The sequence below is a fragment of the Serpentinimonas sp. SMBJO2 genome, from assembly GCF_056341105.1.
On sequence record NZ_CP150628.1, the window covers coordinates 1,949,311 to 1,963,043 of the forward strand.

The 13,733-nt window shown below is 67.4% G+C and carries 14 protein-coding genes; 4 read left to right on the forward strand and 10 right to left on the reverse strand.

Translation table 11 applies throughout. From position 1 onward, the window contains the following. Positions 1–241: 241 nt before the first annotated feature. Positions 242–478 (reverse strand): hypothetical protein, encoded by a 237-nt coding sequence (locus tag AAAZ40_RS09090; RefSeq protein ID WP_476660073.1) that lies wholly within the window; start codon positions 476–478, stop codon positions 242–244. A gap of 240 nt (positions 479–718) precedes the next feature. Between AAAZ40_RS09090 and AAAZ40_RS09095 the strand changes: the two genes are divergently transcribed. The 3 genes from AAAZ40_RS09095 to AAAZ40_RS09105 all read left to right on the forward strand — a co-directional run bounded on the left by AAAZ40_RS09095 (position 719) and on the right by AAAZ40_RS09105 (position 4,902). Next, on the forward strand, positions 719–1,162 hold the full coding sequence (locus tag AAAZ40_RS09095) for a helix-turn-helix domain-containing protein (protein ID WP_476660074.1): 444 nt from the start codon (positions 719–721) through the stop codon (positions 1,160–1,162). A 285-nt stretch (positions 1,163–1,447) separates the two neighbouring features. Then, entirely contained in the window at positions 1,448–4,009 is a 2,562-nt protein-coding gene (locus tag AAAZ40_RS09100; protein WP_476660075.1) for a circularly permuted type 2 ATP-grasp protein, read from the forward strand. Positions 4,010–4,011: 2 nt separating this feature from the next. Continuing rightward, on the forward strand, positions 4,012–4,902 hold the full coding sequence (locus AAAZ40_RS09105; protein WP_476660076.1) for a transglutaminase family protein: 891 nt from the start codon (positions 4,012–4,014) through the stop codon (positions 4,900–4,902). Between the two features lie 21 nt (positions 4,903–4,923). Here AAAZ40_RS09105 and AAAZ40_RS09110 read toward each other — a convergent pair whose 3' ends face one another. After that, complete coding sequence (locus AAAZ40_RS09110; RefSeq protein ID WP_476660077.1) at positions 4,924–5,646, reverse strand: hypothetical protein; 723 nt, start codon at positions 5,644–5,646, stop codon at positions 4,924–4,926. A 51-nt stretch (positions 5,647–5,697) separates the two neighbouring features. Then, positions 5,698–6,954, reverse strand: coding sequence for an NADP-dependent isocitrate dehydrogenase (gene icd / locus AAAZ40_RS09115; RefSeq protein WP_476660078.1), 1,257 nt, complete (start codon positions 6,952–6,954; stop codon positions 5,698–5,700). Between the two features lie 126 nt (positions 6,955–7,080). On the opposite strand from icd, the gene AAAZ40_RS09120 reads away from it, so the two are divergent. Continuing rightward, positions 7,081–7,680 (forward strand): DUF192 domain-containing protein, encoded by a 600-nt coding sequence (locus AAAZ40_RS09120; protein ID WP_476660079.1) that lies wholly within the window; start codon positions 7,081–7,083, stop codon positions 7,678–7,680. Between the two features lie 39 nt (positions 7,681–7,719). Here AAAZ40_RS09120 and AAAZ40_RS09125 read toward each other — a convergent pair whose 3' ends face one another. The 7 genes from AAAZ40_RS09125 to AAAZ40_RS09155 all read right to left on the reverse strand — a co-directional run bounded on the left by AAAZ40_RS09125 (position 7,720) and on the right by AAAZ40_RS09155 (position 13,688). Further along, positions 7,720–7,941, reverse strand: a complete 222-nt coding sequence (locus AAAZ40_RS09125; RefSeq protein ID WP_476660080.1) for a type II toxin-antitoxin system HicA family toxin — start codon at positions 7,939–7,941, stop codon at positions 7,720–7,722. Beyond that, a complete protein-coding gene (locus AAAZ40_RS09130; RefSeq protein ID WP_476660081.1) occupies positions 7,934–8,155 on the reverse strand; it encodes a type II toxin-antitoxin system HicB family antitoxin in 222 nt (73 codons plus the stop codon). Before AAAZ40_RS09130 ends, AAAZ40_RS09125 begins: the two co-directional genes overlap by 8 nt. Positions 8,156–8,199: 44 nt before the next feature. Further along, positions 8,200–8,514 carry a DUF2442 domain-containing protein gene (locus AAAZ40_RS09135; RefSeq protein WP_476660082.1) on the reverse strand — a complete coding sequence of 105 codons (315 nt, stop codon included), beginning with the start codon at positions 8,512–8,514 and terminating at the stop codon, positions 8,200–8,202. 142 nt (positions 8,515–8,656) lie between these two features. After that, the gene (locus AAAZ40_RS09140; RefSeq protein ID WP_476660083.1) at positions 8,657–9,868 is read right to left on the reverse strand and encodes an ABC transporter permease; all 1,212 of its coding nucleotides are present in this window, start codon (positions 9,866–9,868) and stop codon (positions 8,657–8,659) included. A gap of 4 nt (positions 9,869–9,872) precedes the next feature. Next, positions 9,873–10,658, reverse strand: a complete 786-nt coding sequence (locus AAAZ40_RS09145) for an ABC transporter ATP-binding protein (protein WP_476660084.1) — start codon at positions 10,656–10,658, stop codon at positions 9,873–9,875. Continuing rightward, on the reverse strand, positions 10,655–12,028 hold the full coding sequence (locus AAAZ40_RS09150; RefSeq protein WP_476660085.1) for an efflux RND transporter periplasmic adaptor subunit: 1,374 nt from the start codon (positions 12,026–12,028) through the stop codon (positions 10,655–10,657). Before AAAZ40_RS09150 ends, AAAZ40_RS09145 begins: the two co-directional genes overlap by 4 nt. Beyond that, complete coding sequence (locus AAAZ40_RS09155; RefSeq protein ID WP_476660086.1) at positions 12,015–13,688, reverse strand: efflux transporter outer membrane subunit; 1,674 nt, start codon at positions 13,686–13,688, stop codon at positions 12,015–12,017. The genes AAAZ40_RS09150 and AAAZ40_RS09155 overlap by 14 nt, the downstream gene beginning before the upstream one ends. Positions 13,689–13,733 lie beyond the last annotated feature (45 nt).

Below are 13,733 nucleotides of genomic sequence, written 5' to 3' on the forward strand. Positions count from 1 at the left end.
GCGCGCCGTCGGCCATGCACCCACCCCGGCTGCGCCAAAGCGCAGGTAATAGTCCCGCTGCGCCGCCAGCGGCAGCGACTCCAGCGCGATCTCGATGCCTTTGCCTCGCACCCTGGTGCGAATCGTGAACAAATTTTTTTCAGCCCACTTGCGCACGCCACGGTCGGTGCCGGGTGCGTCAGGCAGCCGCATTTCCGCGATCTGTTGTGGCGTCAGCCACGCACTCGCTGGGGCGCGCATCTCAAGCCGCCTCGTCGAGCGTCAAAGGCAGCGGTTTGTCTAGCTCGGCGCGCAGCGCCGCCATCACCTGGCGACCGATACCGCCCAGCGGCTCGCGGTCGCGCATTCCCCAGTCGTACACGACGCGGCGCACCGTTCCAGCCAGAAAGCCGTGCGCGCGCGCCCACTCATCCACACTGTTCCAGCCGCGCAGGATCAAACCCCTGCGCACCCGCTGCATCGTTCCGATCGGCTTCATGGTGCTATCCTCTTGTCTTGACGTGACGCAGCAAGTATAACGCACTTTACGGCGATGTCAACACCCAGGTGCGAGACTTTGCCGCAAGTGTGAGGCGATCTGCGTTCCGATTCGCGCGCATCGGCCAGTTCCGATTCCGTTCCGATTCGCGCACGATGCCCAGTTCCGATTCCGTTCCGATTCCGTTCCGATTCAGTTCCGATTCGCCAGACAGAATCGGAACCGCCGTAGTACCAGCACATGGAAACCAGACCGTTGCGCGAACGCATCAAGCAAGCCATAGGCGATGAGCCCGTGGCGGCCTTTGCGCGCCGGTGCGGCATCGGTGAAAGCCTGCTGCGCAAGTACCTGCAAGGCTCGGAACCTTCGGCATCGAACCTCGTCAAGATCGCAACCGCTGCCAGCGTCTCCCTCGACTGGCTCGCCACCGGCCAAGGCCCGCGCAGCCGCTTAAACGTGTCAAATCAGGCAGTTAGCGCAGCCGCTGGCACCGCCCCCAGCGCCCCGGAAGGCCCCTACGCGCGCCGTCTTGCGGCCATCGTGGGCCTACTCGAAGCCATGCCCGCCCAGGAGTCCGCCGCCCTCCTCGACGACTTCTTTTCGCGCGCTCACCAAGCGTCAGAGCTGGCCGAGCTCAAGCGAGCCGTAGCCAGATTGAGCGCCGACCTCAAAAAATCCGCCTGATTTCGGCCCGTTCGGCCCGCATTTTTGCCGTCCCTTGTCGCACGCAATGCGTGCAAACCCCTCAACCCCTCCCGCGCGCCGTTTTTCCGCGCAATTTCAACTACTTAACGCCACTTCACGCCACTTCACGCCACTCTATGTCGCATGAACTCTGTCGCATGCAATCCGAACATCCCTACCGGGAGTTCCCCTACACCTTCGATTTGCGCCGCCCCTGATGCCTGCGCCCCAGCCGCTGCGGTGCCGATTGCGGCGTACACTCGCCGCGTGAGCCCCACCCACGCCATGCCTTCCCTGGCCACCCGCGCGCTGCCAAGCGCCGCCGAACTGGCAGCCCTTTCCGCCACCCCGGCCGCGCCGGGCCATTTCGACGAGCTGCGCGAACGCGGCCAGCCAAACGCCCCGCTGGCGCGGCATTGGCAGGCGTTTTTCGACCACCTTGGCCCCGAGGGCTTTGCCGATCTGGGCCGGCACCAGCACAGCCTGCAGCGCCTGCTGCGCGACAACGGCGTTACGTTCAACGTTTACGCCGACGAACACAGCCTGCAGCGGCCCTGGGCGCTGGACTTGTTCCCACTCATCCTCACGCCGCAAGACTGGGCCAGCATCGAAAGCGGCGTGCTGCAGCGCACTCGCCTGCTGGAACGTCTGCTGGCCGACCTGTACGGCGCGCAAACCCTGCTCAAGCGCGCTCTGCTGCCCAGCGCGCTGGTGCATGGGCACCCTGGTTTTCTGCGCCCGATGCAGGGTGTCGAGCCGCTCGGCCAACGCTGGCTGCACATCGTCGCTTTTGACTTGGCGCGCGGCTCGGACGGGCGCTGGTGGGTGGTCTCGCAGCGCACCCAGGCACCTTCGGGACTGGGCTATTTGCTGGAAAACCGCATCGCCATCTCGCGCCAGTTTCCCACCGCATTTGCTGCCATGCGCGTGCAACGCCTGGCCGCGAGCTACAAGGCGCTGATGCAAGGTTTGACGCGCATGGGTGCGCGCGCGCCCGAAGCGCGCATGGCGCTGCTCACGCCTGGCCCCTGCAACGAGAGTTACTTTGAGCACGCCTACCTGGCGCGCTACCTTGGCTTGACGCTGGTGGAAGGCAGCGACCTCACCGTGCGCCAGCAGCGCGTCTACCTCAAGACCCTGCACGGCCTGGAGCCGGTGGACGTGATCATCAAACGCCTCGACGACCCCTGGCTGGACCCGCTGGAACTGCGCAGCGACTCGACCCTGGGCGTGGCGGGCCTGATGCAGGCCGTGCGCGCAGGTCAGGTGCTGCTGGCCAACGCCCCGGGCGCGGCCCCGCTGGAATCGAGCGCCCTGCTGGGTTTTTTGCCGGCCATCTGCCAGCACCTGCTTGGCGAAGCGCTGGCGCTGCCCTCCTTGCCCACCTGGTGGTGCGGCGAGGCCGCGGCCGTTCCCGGCGCGCTGGGGCAGATCCGGCACAGCGTGCTCAAGCGCACCTGGCCCGAACGCGGCAACGAATCCCTGATCGGGCCCTGCCTGTCGGCCTCTGGGCTGGAGCAGGCGCGCGCGCTCATCGCCGCCCAGCCCGATGCCTACACCTTGCAAACCTACCTGCCGCTGTCGCAACAACCGACCTGGCGCGGCACCGAAATTGCCGCCCGCTCGGCCTTGCTGCGCGTGTTCGTGCTCAGCGACGGGCCGCAGTCCTGGCGCGTCCTGCCGGGCGGCATGGTGCGGCTGGCTGCGCGTGGCCAGTCGATCGCTTCCATGCAGCGCGGCGGCAGCAGCGCCGATTGCTGGGTCCTGACCCAGGGCGAAGTCGATCAGACCAGCCTGCTCAGCTCCGCCCCCAGCACCTTGAGCCTGGCGCTGCAAAAGCGCGTCATCACCAGCCGCGCCGCCGAAAACCTGTTCTGGCTCGGGCGCTACACCGAGCGCTCCGAGAACAGCGTGCGCCTGGCGCGCACGGCTTTGCGCTGCCTGCAAGGCGAGGACGCCGGCACGCCCCAGTTGCTGCACTGGCTCTCGTGCATGGCCAAGGAGCATGGCCTGGTGCTGCCCAACGTACCCAACGCGCAGCAGTCGGCGCGCGTCTTTGTGTGCGCGCTCGCAGTCTCACTGAGCGCCGACGCCCAGGCCCACAGCGTGGGGCACAACCTGCGCGCGCTGCGCCAGGCGGCCCAGCACGTGCGTGAGCGCTTGTCGCAAGAGCAACGGCACCTGATCGAGCGCACCGAAGCCGAGTTTGCGCGCCAGCTCAAGGGACTGGCAGCCGAAGAAGACCTGGCCGTGCAAGCCGCGCTGGAAGCGCTGGACCGGGCCAGCGAACTGCTGTCGGCCATCACGGGCGCGCAGACCGACCGCATGATGCGCGACGACGGCTGGCGCATGCTCAGCATTGGGCGCCACATCGAACGCCTGGCGACCTTGTCGCACGCCTTGGCCAGCGGCCTGCAGACCGGTGCCGTGTTTGAAAGCGGCGGCTTCGAGGCCGTGCTGGCCTTCTTTGACAGCACCATCACTTTCCGCGCCCACTACCAACAGCGGCGCGACCTGGTCGCGCTGCTCGACATGCTCATGACCCAGCGCGACAACCCGCGCTCGCTGGCCTGGGTTTTGTCTACACTGCGCGCGCGCCTGCTCAAGCTGCCGCCGGCACAATCGGGCAGCGCCGCCGCCTTGCTCGACGAACTGCCCGACCTGGAGCGCTGGGACCTGATCGCCCTGAGTGCGGCGCTCGACGGCCCTGCCACGCCGCAGCGCCCGCCGCCGGCGTTGCTGGACGAGCTCGAAACCTGCGCCCAGGCCGCCTACGCCCTGTCGGACCGGCTCGGGCACGCCTACTTCAGCCACGCCGAGCGCGTCAACCGCAGCTTTGTTTTGTGACCATGCTGCTGCGCATCCTGCACCAGACCCGCTACGCCTACGAAGCCCCGGTGGTGCTGGCGCAGCACCTGGCGCACCTGCGCCCGCTCACGCTCGACTGGCAAACCCTGCTCGAACACCGGCTCGAAATCGAGCCCGAACCGGCGCAACTGCAGACCAGCCAAGACGCTTTTGGCAACTGGCGCAGCTTTTTTTCCTTGCTGGGCCCACACCAGGGCCTGCTGGTGCGCGCCCACAGCCTGGTGCAAACCCACGCTGCAGACGCGCTGCCCGACAGCCCGGCCTGGGAGGCGCTGCGTGCGCAACTGCAGTACCGCGCCCAAGCACCCTACGTGGCGGCGGCCGAGTTCGTCCATGCTTCCCCCTTTGTTCCGCGCCACGCCGCCTTTGCCACTTACGCGCGGCGTTTTTTCAGCCCGGGTCGGCCCTGGCTGCAAGCCTGCAACGCGCTCATGGAAGGCATCCACGAAGAGTTCGAATACCGCAGCCTGAGCACCGCCGTCAACACCCCGGTGCTGGAGGCATTTCAGCAACGCCGCGGCGTATGTCAGGACTTTGCCCACATCATGATCGCCTGCTTGCGCAGCCTGGGCTTGCCGGCGCGCTACGTCAGCGGCTACCTGCTCACGCGCGCACCGGAGGGGCAAGCGCGCCTGCTGGGGGCCGACGCCTCCCACGCCTGGGTCTCGGTGCCGCACGGCGACGCCTGGGCCGACTTCGACCCCACCAACCGGCGCTGCGGGCTCAACGGCGCTGGCGCCGACTACGTCAGCCTGGCGCGCGGACGCGACTTCGGTGACGTCTCACCGCTGCGCGGCGTGATTCAAGGCGGCGGCGCACACACGCTCGAAGTCGCCGTCAGCGTGGCGCCGCCGCACGAGTTTGCTGGCTGAGCGGGCAGTCGAAATCAGGCGCTAGCCTTCCAAAACCAACTCATGCACCTGAATGTCCACCAGCACCGGAGCGGGCAAGGCACGCCGCCACGGGCTGATCGGCGTCACGCGCCGGTGCGCGGCAAACGTCAGCCCGTTTTGGCACTCGTGGCGCAACACCACGTTGGCGGCGTGCGCGATCGGGGCCACGACGTCGGCGCAGTAGTCGTGGCGGCGCAGCAGACCGCTGGCCGGGTCGAAGTCAAAACGCTGATGCCGGGAATGCGTGGGAATGTGGGCAGGAAACTCAGCCCGCAACTGGCCCGGCGCGGTTTCACTCCAACCCACCTCAGGATTCAGCAGCAGGCGCGGCAGCGTCAGGTAGTTCCAGAACGCATAACAGGCAAACCAGCTCATGTCCAGATCATCCCACCAGATGGTGCGCCGCCCGAAGGGGAAAAACCTGCGTGCGTCGCGGCGCTGCGCCAGCGCCTGGCCGCTGGCATCTTGCAACTCCACGTCCTGGTCGCGCAATACACCGCTCACCTGCGCCTGGCGGCCGATCGGCGTCAGGCGGCAGTGTGCGCGCGCGATGTCGCACTCAAACTCGGCGCGCTCGAAGGCGGGCCGACGCTTGAGCGTAAAAGCCCATCCGCTGGCGCTGACCACGGCGCGCAAGCGACGGCTCTTGAGCCAGAGATCGGCACCGCCGTAGGCGGCCAACGCCAGCGCGGCGGTAGGGCTCAGGGGTGCGATGGCAGACACGGGCCCAAAGGCTGAAAAAGCTACCGGGCCGCGAAGTTGAACCGCCCGAACTCAGGCCATCTGCTCGATCATCACCTCGCCAAAGCCCGAGCAGCTCACCTGCTCGGCGCCTTGCATCAGGCGCGCGAAGTCGTAGGTCACGCGCTTGGACTGGATGGCTTTTTCCATCGCGCTGATAATCAGGTCGGCGGCTTCCTTCCAGCCCATGTGGCGCAGCATCATCTCGGCGCTCAGAATCTCGCTGCCGGGGTTGACGTAGTCCTTGCCCGCGTACTTGGGCGCGGTGCCGTGCGTGGCCTCGAAGCAGGCCACCGAGTCGCTCAGGTTCGCACCGGGCGCAATGCCGATGCCGCCCACCTGCGCCGCGAGCGCGTCGGAAATGTAGTCGCCGTTGAGGTTGAGCGTGGCGATGACCGAGTACTCGGCCGGGCGCAGCAAAATCTGCTGCAAGAAGGCGTCGGCAATGCTGTCCTTGATGACAATCTCGCGCCCGGTTTTAGGGTTTTTGAACTTGCACCACGGCCCGCCGTCGACGAGCTGGGCCCCGAACTCGCGCTGCGCCAGGCCGTAGGCCCAATCGCGGAAACCGCCTTCGGTGTACTTCATGATGTTGCCCTTGTGCACGATGGTCACGCTGGGCTTGTCGTTGTCGATCGCGTACTGGATCGCCTTGCGCATCAGGCGCTCGGTGCCTTCCTGGCTCACCGGCTTGATGCCGATGCCGGAGCTCTCGGGGAAGCGGATCTTGGTCACGCCCAGCTCATCTTGCAAGAACTTGATCAGTTTTTGCGCCTTGGCCGAACGCGCTTCGTACTCGATGCCGGCGTAGATGTCTTCCGAGTTCTCGCGGAAAATCACCATGTCGATTTTTTCGGGCTCCTTGACCGGCGAGGGCACGCCCTTGAAGTACTGCACCGGGCGCAGGCAGACGTAGAGGTCGAGCTCCTGGCGCAAGGCCACGTTCAGGCTGCGGATGCCGCCGCCCACGGGCGTGGTCAGCGGGCCCTTGATCGAGACCACGTAGTCGCGCAGCACGGTCAGGGTTTCTTCGGGCAGCCAGACGTCGGGGCCATAGACCTGGGTCGATTTTTCGCCGGCATAGACTTCCATCCAGTGAATTTTGCGCTTGCCCGCGTAGGCCTTGGCCACGGCGGCGTCCACCACCTTGAGCATCACCGGCGTGATGTCGTAGCCGGTGCCGTCGCCTTCGATGTAGGGGATGATGACCTGGTCGGGGACGTTGAGCGAGTAGTCGGCGTTGACGGTGATGGGTTGACCCTGGGCGGGCACCTGAATGTGCTGATACATGAAGCGATGACTCCGGGATGGGAAAAAAACAGGCGGCGACCGGGTTGCTGGGCCCCGTGTGCGTACCCTCTATCGAAATAGTTGGCAAAATTGTAGCAATGAACCCTGCACCGACCTGACAAGGCCATGAATATCCGCACAAACCCTGATTCTGCGCTGCGGCGCCCGGCCTTGGCTCATGCGCTGGCCTGGGCTTATGCCTTGGCGCTCACTCTGGCACACGCTTGGGCGCGGGCGCGCAAGCGCTGGCTGGGTTCGGGGCTGGGGCTGGCGCTCGCGCTGGCTGGCACCCTGAGCGCAACGGCACACGCCGGCCAGCCGCAGCTCGACTTGCCGCGCGTGCACCTGCACGTCGGGCCGCACCAGGTGTCGGTGCAGGTGGCGAGCACGCACGCGCAGCGCCAGACCGGGCTCATGTGGCGGCGCGCCATGGCCAGCGACGACGGCATGCTGTTCGTGTTCGAGCGCGCGGGCATCCAATGCTTCTGGATGCAAAACACCTTCCTGCCGCTCACCGCCGCCTTCGTCGCCGACGACGGCCGCATCGTCAACCTGGCCGACATGGAGCCCCTGTCCACGCGCTCGCACTGCTCGAGCGAGCCGGTGCGTTTCGTGCTCGAACTGCACCAAGGCTGGTTCGCACAACGCGGCATCGGCCCCGGCATGAAGCTGCGCGGTGGGCCGTTTGCGGGGCAGGCGGCGCTGGGTTTGGGTGCGGGGCGGTGATGGCCACGCGGTGGCCGCTTGATGGCTTGGTGCAGCGCATCAAACCTCGAACTCAGATCTGGCAACACCAGACTGACGAATGATGGACTGCAGTGTACCGATGCGGAGTTCTGAGTGGTTCGGTACCGGAACGGTAATGGTTGAATCCGAAAGCCGTTTTTGCATGACCACGTGGCTGCCCCGCTGACGCACTTCCGCAAAGCCATGAAATATCAGGATAGCGCAGACCTGAGCACCAGACAAAACGCGCAGCTTACCCAACTGCTATCTCCAACCGCGTGATGTAAACCTCTTCATGCAGTCTCTGCTGGATTTCAGCAGGTGATGCAGACTCAAAAAACAGTTCAAGCGCCTCACGCAGATTGTCACGTGCTTCTTGCACCGTATCCCCCTGACTGGCTATGTCCAATTCAGGGCAGAGTGAAACATAGCCGCAGCCTTCGCGTTCAATAATTGCTGTCAGTTGCCTTTGCACAAGTCTTCTCCAAATCAAAAAATCTCAAGAAACGCCGCACCAATTCAGCAGCTTGTGTGGCGCGACGCGCGCTGGCTCAACCAATTTTTGAAAGATGCTTGACTCTCACCAGAGGGCTTGCCTGCCAACAAGCTGGCAACACTGATATCTTCATCAATATCCTCCCAATGAATGCCATAACCCCTGCCAATCAGGCTCCAGTTGTTGCGCTCATCAGGCGTTGAATGCACAAGCCTTGGGAACCATGCCAGAGGAACAGATATGGTTCGCCCATCATTCAGGTTTACGGACAATGTATCCCCAGTCACCACCACGCCTTCTGCACATGGGACATCAATCTCAACAACCAAAATAGTCATTCCACGACTCCATCAGTTGCGTTTGATGTTCATCGGAGCTTACCTGTCTTTACCGCTCTGGATCGCTTATACCACAGCCCCCGCATGCTGCGCAGTTGCGCCGCCGCTCCAGGCAAGGGGGCGCGCTCGGCCACGCCCGCCCTCACTCGTGGCGCAGGGCTTCGATGGGGTCCAGGCGGGCGGCGCGGCGGGCGGGGAAGAAGCCAAACAGCACGCCGATGGCGGCCGAGAAAGCGAAGGCGAGCGCGTTGATGCCGGGGTCGAAGACGAAGGGCACACTCATCAGCGCCGCCAGGCCCATGCTGGCGGCCAGCGCAAGCGTCATGCCGATGAGCCCGCCGATGGCGGCCAGCACCACGGCTTCGATCAGGAATTGCAGCAAGACTTCGCGTTCGCGCGCGCCTATGGCCAGGCGCAAGCCGATTTCGCGCGTGCGTTCGGTCACGCTCACGAGCATGATGTTCATGATGCCGATGCCGCCCACCACCAGGCTCACCGCCGCCACCGCGCCGAGCAGCAGGGTCATGATGCGCGTTGTGCCCGAGAGCGTTTCGGCCAGTTGGCGCGTGTCGAGCACGTTGAAGTTGTCTTCGTCGCCGGGGCTCAGGTGGCGGCGCTCGCGCATCAGTTGCACGATGCCGGCGCGCACCACGGCGGCTTCGACGCCGTCGAGCATGGAGACTTGCAAGATGCCGATGCGGGTGTGCCCGACGATGCGGCGCTGGAAGGTGTTGAGCGGCATGTAGACCAGGTCGTCCTGATCTTGCCCGAAAGCGCCCTGCCCTTTGGGCGCGAGCACGCCCACCACTTCGCACGGCATTTGGCGCACGCGCAGCAGCGCCCCCAGCGCCGGGGCCGGGCCGAACAGTTCGCGTTGCACCGTGGCCCCAATCAGACACACGGCGCTGCCCGCGCGCTGCTCGTCGGCGCTAAAAGGGCGGCCGGCGCTGAGGCGCCAGTTGCCGGTGACGAGCCAGTCGTTGCTGCTGCCGATCACCGTCGTGCCCCAGTTGCGCCCGGCCGCGACCACGGTGGCCCCGGTGCGCGCTTCCGGGGCGGTAGCGAGCACGCCCGGCACTTGCTCGAAAATCGCCTGCGCGTCGGCGGCGCTGAACGCGGGCGCGGCCCCTGGGCCAGCGCCGCCCGGCCCCATGCGCTGACCCGGGCGCACTTGCAGCAGGTTGGTGCCCAAGCCCTGGATTTGGGTCTGGATTGCAAGCGTGGCACCGTTACCCACAGTGACCATGGTGATCACGGCGGCCACGCCGATGACGATGCCGAGCATGGTCAGGAAGGAGCGCAGCAGGTTGCGCCGGATCGAGCGCAAGGCAAGCAGGAAGGCGTTGAGCCACATGGTGTCAGGCTCCAGCAGCGGCTAGGTTTGCAGCCGCTTCATCGGCGGGAACAGGGGCCGCTGCCGAAAGATGCGGCGGCTGCAGCGTGTCGCTGGCCAGGCGGCCGTCGACGAAGCGCACGCAGCGGCCGGCGTAAGCGGCGATGTCGGCTTCGTGCGTGACCATCAGCACCGTGATGCCACGGCTGCGGTTCAGGTTCTGGATCAGCTCCATGATCTCGTGTCCGCGCTGGCTGTCGAGGTTGCCGGTGGGCTCGTCGGCCAGCAGCACCTGCGGGTCGGTGACGATGGCGCGCGCGATGGCCACGCGCTGCTGCTGCCCGCCCGAGAGTTCCGCCGGGGTGTGGCGCTCCCAGCGGCTCAGGCCCACGGCATCAAGCGCGGCGCGCGCGGCGGCGTGGCGCTGGCGCGGCGGCAGGCCGCGGTAGATCAGCGGCAGTTCGACGTTTTCGATCGCGCTGGTGCGCGCCAGCAGGTAAAAGCCCTGGAACACAAAACCGAAATACTGGCGCCGCAGCAGCGCCAGGGCGTCGCGCGACAGGCTGGAGAGCGCCACGCCGCGAAACCAGTATTCGCCGCTGCTCGGGCGGTCCAGGCAGCCGAGCAGGTTCATGGCGGTGGATTTGCCGCTGCCGCTGGGGCCCATGATGGCCACGAACTGGCCCGCTTCGACATCGAGGTCCACGCCCTTGAGCGCGGCAAACGCGGTCTGGCCCTGGCCGTAGACCTTGGTCACGCCGCGCAGTTGGATCAGCGTCGGCGCAGCCGTTGCGGTGGACTGGGGTGTCAAGGCCGCGCCCCTGCCCGTTGCTGCTCGACGATCACGGCCAGACCCTCGACCACGCCTTCGCCCGAGACTTCGGTGAAGCGCCCGTCGCTGACACCGGTGCTGACCTGCAGGGCCACCGGCTGGCCGTCTTGCAGCACCCAAAGCTGGCGTTGGCCCGGCCGCGGGTCCACGCGCGCCACGCGCGGCGGCTGCGCGGGCAAGCGCGGCAGAAAGTTGGCGAGCACACCGCCGCCCGCTGGTTGTGGCGCGCCCGCCGCTGCGGGCAAAAAGCGCAAGGCGGCGTTGGGCACGCGCAACACGTTCTCGCGCTCGACGGCGACGATGCTGGCCGTGGCCGTCATGCCTGGGCGCAGGCTCAGGTCGCTGTTGTCGACGCGCAGCGTGGTGGCGTAGGTGACGACGTTGTCGGCGCGGCTGGCACCAAAGGCGACGCGGCTGACCTGCCCGGCAAAACGCCGCCCGGGTTGGCTGCTGACGGTAAAACTGGCGTTCTGGCCGGCGCGCACGACGCCGATGTCGGCTTCGTCCACGCTCACCTGCAGTTCGAGCTGGCGCAAATCCTGCGCAATCTGCAGCAGCGTCACCGCCTGCAACGACGCCGCCACGGCGTTGCCCGGGTCCACCGAGCGCGCCAGCACCACGCCGTCGATCGGGGCGGGGATCGAGGCCTTGGACAGGTTGGTTTCGTGGCTGGACAGATTGGCCCGCGCCTGCTCCACCGCCGCTTCGGCGCTGGCGACGTTGGCGCGCATGCGTTCGAGCTGCGCTTGCTGGCGCTGGCTGCTGGCACGCGCGGCATCAAGCTCGGCCGCCGACGGCACCTTGCCGCCCGAGAGGCGCTGCACTTCCTCCAGCCGCGCCAATTGCGCCTGCGCTTCGCGCAGGCTGGCTTCGGTCTCAAGCACGCTGGCCTGGGCCTGCGCCACCTGGGCCTGGGCCGCCTGCACGGCGGCACGGCCATGACGCACCTGGTCTTGCAGGCGCTCGGTATCGAGTTCGACCAGCACCTGGCCACGGCGCACGCTGTCGTTGATGTCCACATGCACGGCGCGCACCGTGCCCGACAGTTCGCTGCCGATGTTGACCGAGCGCAGCGGCTGCAAGGTGCCGTTGGCGGTCACCGTCAGGGTGATGTTGCCGCGCGCCAGCGGCTCGGTGACGAACACCGGCGCCGCCTGGCGTTGTTGCGCGGCGCTCCACTGCCACCAGGCCAGCGCCAGCACGGGCAGGGCCAGCGCCAGCAGCCAGAGCCAGCGCGAACGCCACCAGGGCCGCGGCTCGGGCAAGCCGAGCAACTGTGTGGCCTCAGTCGGTGGCGGGGGCGTGCTCTGGGCAACGGCTGTGGGGGGGGTGGCTTCAGGCGGGGTCATGGCGCGAGGGGGACGGGGTGGGGGCGCTGCTGGTGTCGCGGGCGGCTGGGGCACGGTCGGCGCTGGTATTCAGGTCCTGGGCTGACAGGGCAGCAGCGCCGGGCGTCCAGCCGCCGCCCAAGGCTTTGAACAGGCGCACATGGTCGGCGCTCCAGGCGCTGCGGGCAGCGGCGAGTTCGGTTTCGGCGTTGAGCAGGTTGTGGCGCGTGTCGAGCCAGAGCCGGTAGTCGATCAGGCCGCTGGTCAGGCGCAGCAGGGCCAGCGCTTCGGTTGCGGCAGCGGCTTCGCGCGCTGCGCTCAGGTGCTGCAGGCGTTCGGCGCTGGCCTGCACCCCAAGCAAGGCGTGTTCGACTTCGCGCAAGGCGGTGAGCACCGCGGCTTCGAGCTCGACGCGCGACTGCTCCAGCACCGCCTGCTGCGCCTGCACCTGCGCACGCGCGGCACCGCCGTCGAACAGGTTGGCGCTCAGGCGCAGCAGCAGGGCGCGCGTCAGGGCAGCGGGGTCGAACAGGTCGCTCAGGCGCGGGTTGCGCCAGTCGAGCGAGCCGCCCAAGGCCAACCCGGGCAGACGCGCGGCTTGCGCTTGACCGACGCGCGCCGCCGCCGCTTGCAGCCGCGCCTGCGCGCGCTGCACGTCGGCGCGCTGTTGCAAGGTCTGGGCCGGAATGGCGCGCGCCAGCTCGAGCGTGGGCGCGGGAATGGGGGCAGCGGCCAGCGCCGCGGGTGGCAGATCGAGCCCGGCTTGGGGCTGGCGCCCGGTCAGAACCGCCAGGGCGGCTTCGGCCTGCGCCTGAGCGGCGCGGATTTCGGGCATACCCGCGCGCAGTTGCGCCAGGTTCAGACGCGCCTGCTCCAGGTCCTGGGTGGACATCAGCCCGGCCTGCAAGCGCCAGCCGACGATCTCAACAAACTCCTCCTGCAGCGCCAGGCGCCGCTGCGCCACCGCGCCACGCTGCTGCTGCAAGCGCCATTCCAGGTAGTGCAAGGCGACTTCGGCCGCCAAACTCACCTGCACTTGCCCCAGTTGCGCCTGCGCCGCCTGCACCTCGGCCAAACTGGCGGCCTGGGCCTGCTGGCGTTGGCCAAACCAGTCCAGCTCCCAGCTCGCGTCAAGCCCGGCGCGCCAAGCCGTGGCCGCCGCTGCAGAGCCGGCCTGGGCGCGCTGGACACTGGCGGTGCCCTGCACCTGCGGCCCGAGCGCGGCGCTGCTCACATCTGCCAGCGCACGCGCCTGCTGCAGCGCCGCCTGCGCAGCGCGCACGCTGGTATGGGCCTGTAGGGCTTGTTCGATCAGGCGGCTCAGGTGCGCGTCGTCGAAGCTGCGCCACCAGTGCGCCAGCGCAACGGCGCTTGGGGCCGGCTGCGGTGCCTGCGCGGCAGCAGCGGCGGGCGCGGATGAGGCTGGTGGGGTAGGAGGGGCAGTGACCGAAGGGGCAGCGCTGGCTGCAAGGCCCGGCCAGGGGCTGCGCCAGTCGGATGCCAAGGTTTGCGGCAGCCCTTGCGCCGTGGGCAAGGCGCTGGGTGCCGCGCTCGCTGCCCCCGAAGTGGCGCAACCAGACGCAGACAGGGCAAAGCCGAAGGCCAGCGCCGAAGCCGCCAGCACCCGAGCCCAGCGCGCAGCCGCAGGCGCGGCACAGCAAACACAACAATCCAAACGCATATCAGGCCCGAGCATACCCCGCAACAGGCACCCGCAGGCAGGCAC

Excerpts from the sequence above, each read along its gene's own strand:
- AAAZ40_RS09100 (WP_476660075.1), top strand. The coding sequence starts at position 1,448 with ATGCCTTCCCTGGCCACCCGCGCGCTGCCAAGCGCCGCCGAACTGGCA.
- AAAZ40_RS09155 (WP_476660086.1), bottom strand. The coding sequence starts at position 13,688 with ATGCGTTTGGATTGTTGTGTTTGCTGTGCCGCGCCTGCGGCTGCGCGC.
- AAAZ40_RS09140 (WP_476660083.1), bottom strand. The coding sequence starts at position 9,868 with ATGTGGCTCAACGCCTTCCTGCTTGCCTTGCGCTCGATCCGGCGCAAC.
- AAAZ40_RS09090 (WP_476660073.1), bottom strand. The coding sequence starts at position 478 with ATGAAGCCGATCGGAACGATGCAGCGGGTGCGCAGGGGTTTGATCCTG.
- AAAZ40_RS09105 (WP_476660076.1), top strand. The coding sequence starts at position 4,012 with ATGCTGCTGCGCATCCTGCACCAGACCCGCTACGCCTACGAAGCCCCG.
- AAAZ40_RS09150 (WP_476660085.1), bottom strand. The coding sequence starts at position 12,028 with ATGACCCCGCCTGAAGCCACCCCCCCCACAGCCGTTGCCCAGAGCACG.
- AAAZ40_RS09095 (WP_476660074.1), top strand. The coding sequence starts at position 719 with ATGGAAACCAGACCGTTGCGCGAACGCATCAAGCAAGCCATAGGCGAT.
- AAAZ40_RS09120 (WP_476660079.1), top strand. The coding sequence starts at position 7,081 with ATGAATATCCGCACAAACCCTGATTCTGCGCTGCGGCGCCCGGCCTTG.
- icd (WP_476660078.1), bottom strand. The coding sequence starts at position 6,954 with ATGTATCAGCACATTCAGGTGCCCGCCCAGGGTCAACCCATCACCGTC.
- AAAZ40_RS09135 (WP_476660082.1), bottom strand. The coding sequence starts at position 8,514 with ATGACTATTTTGGTTGTTGAGATTGATGTCCCATGTGCAGAAGGCGTG.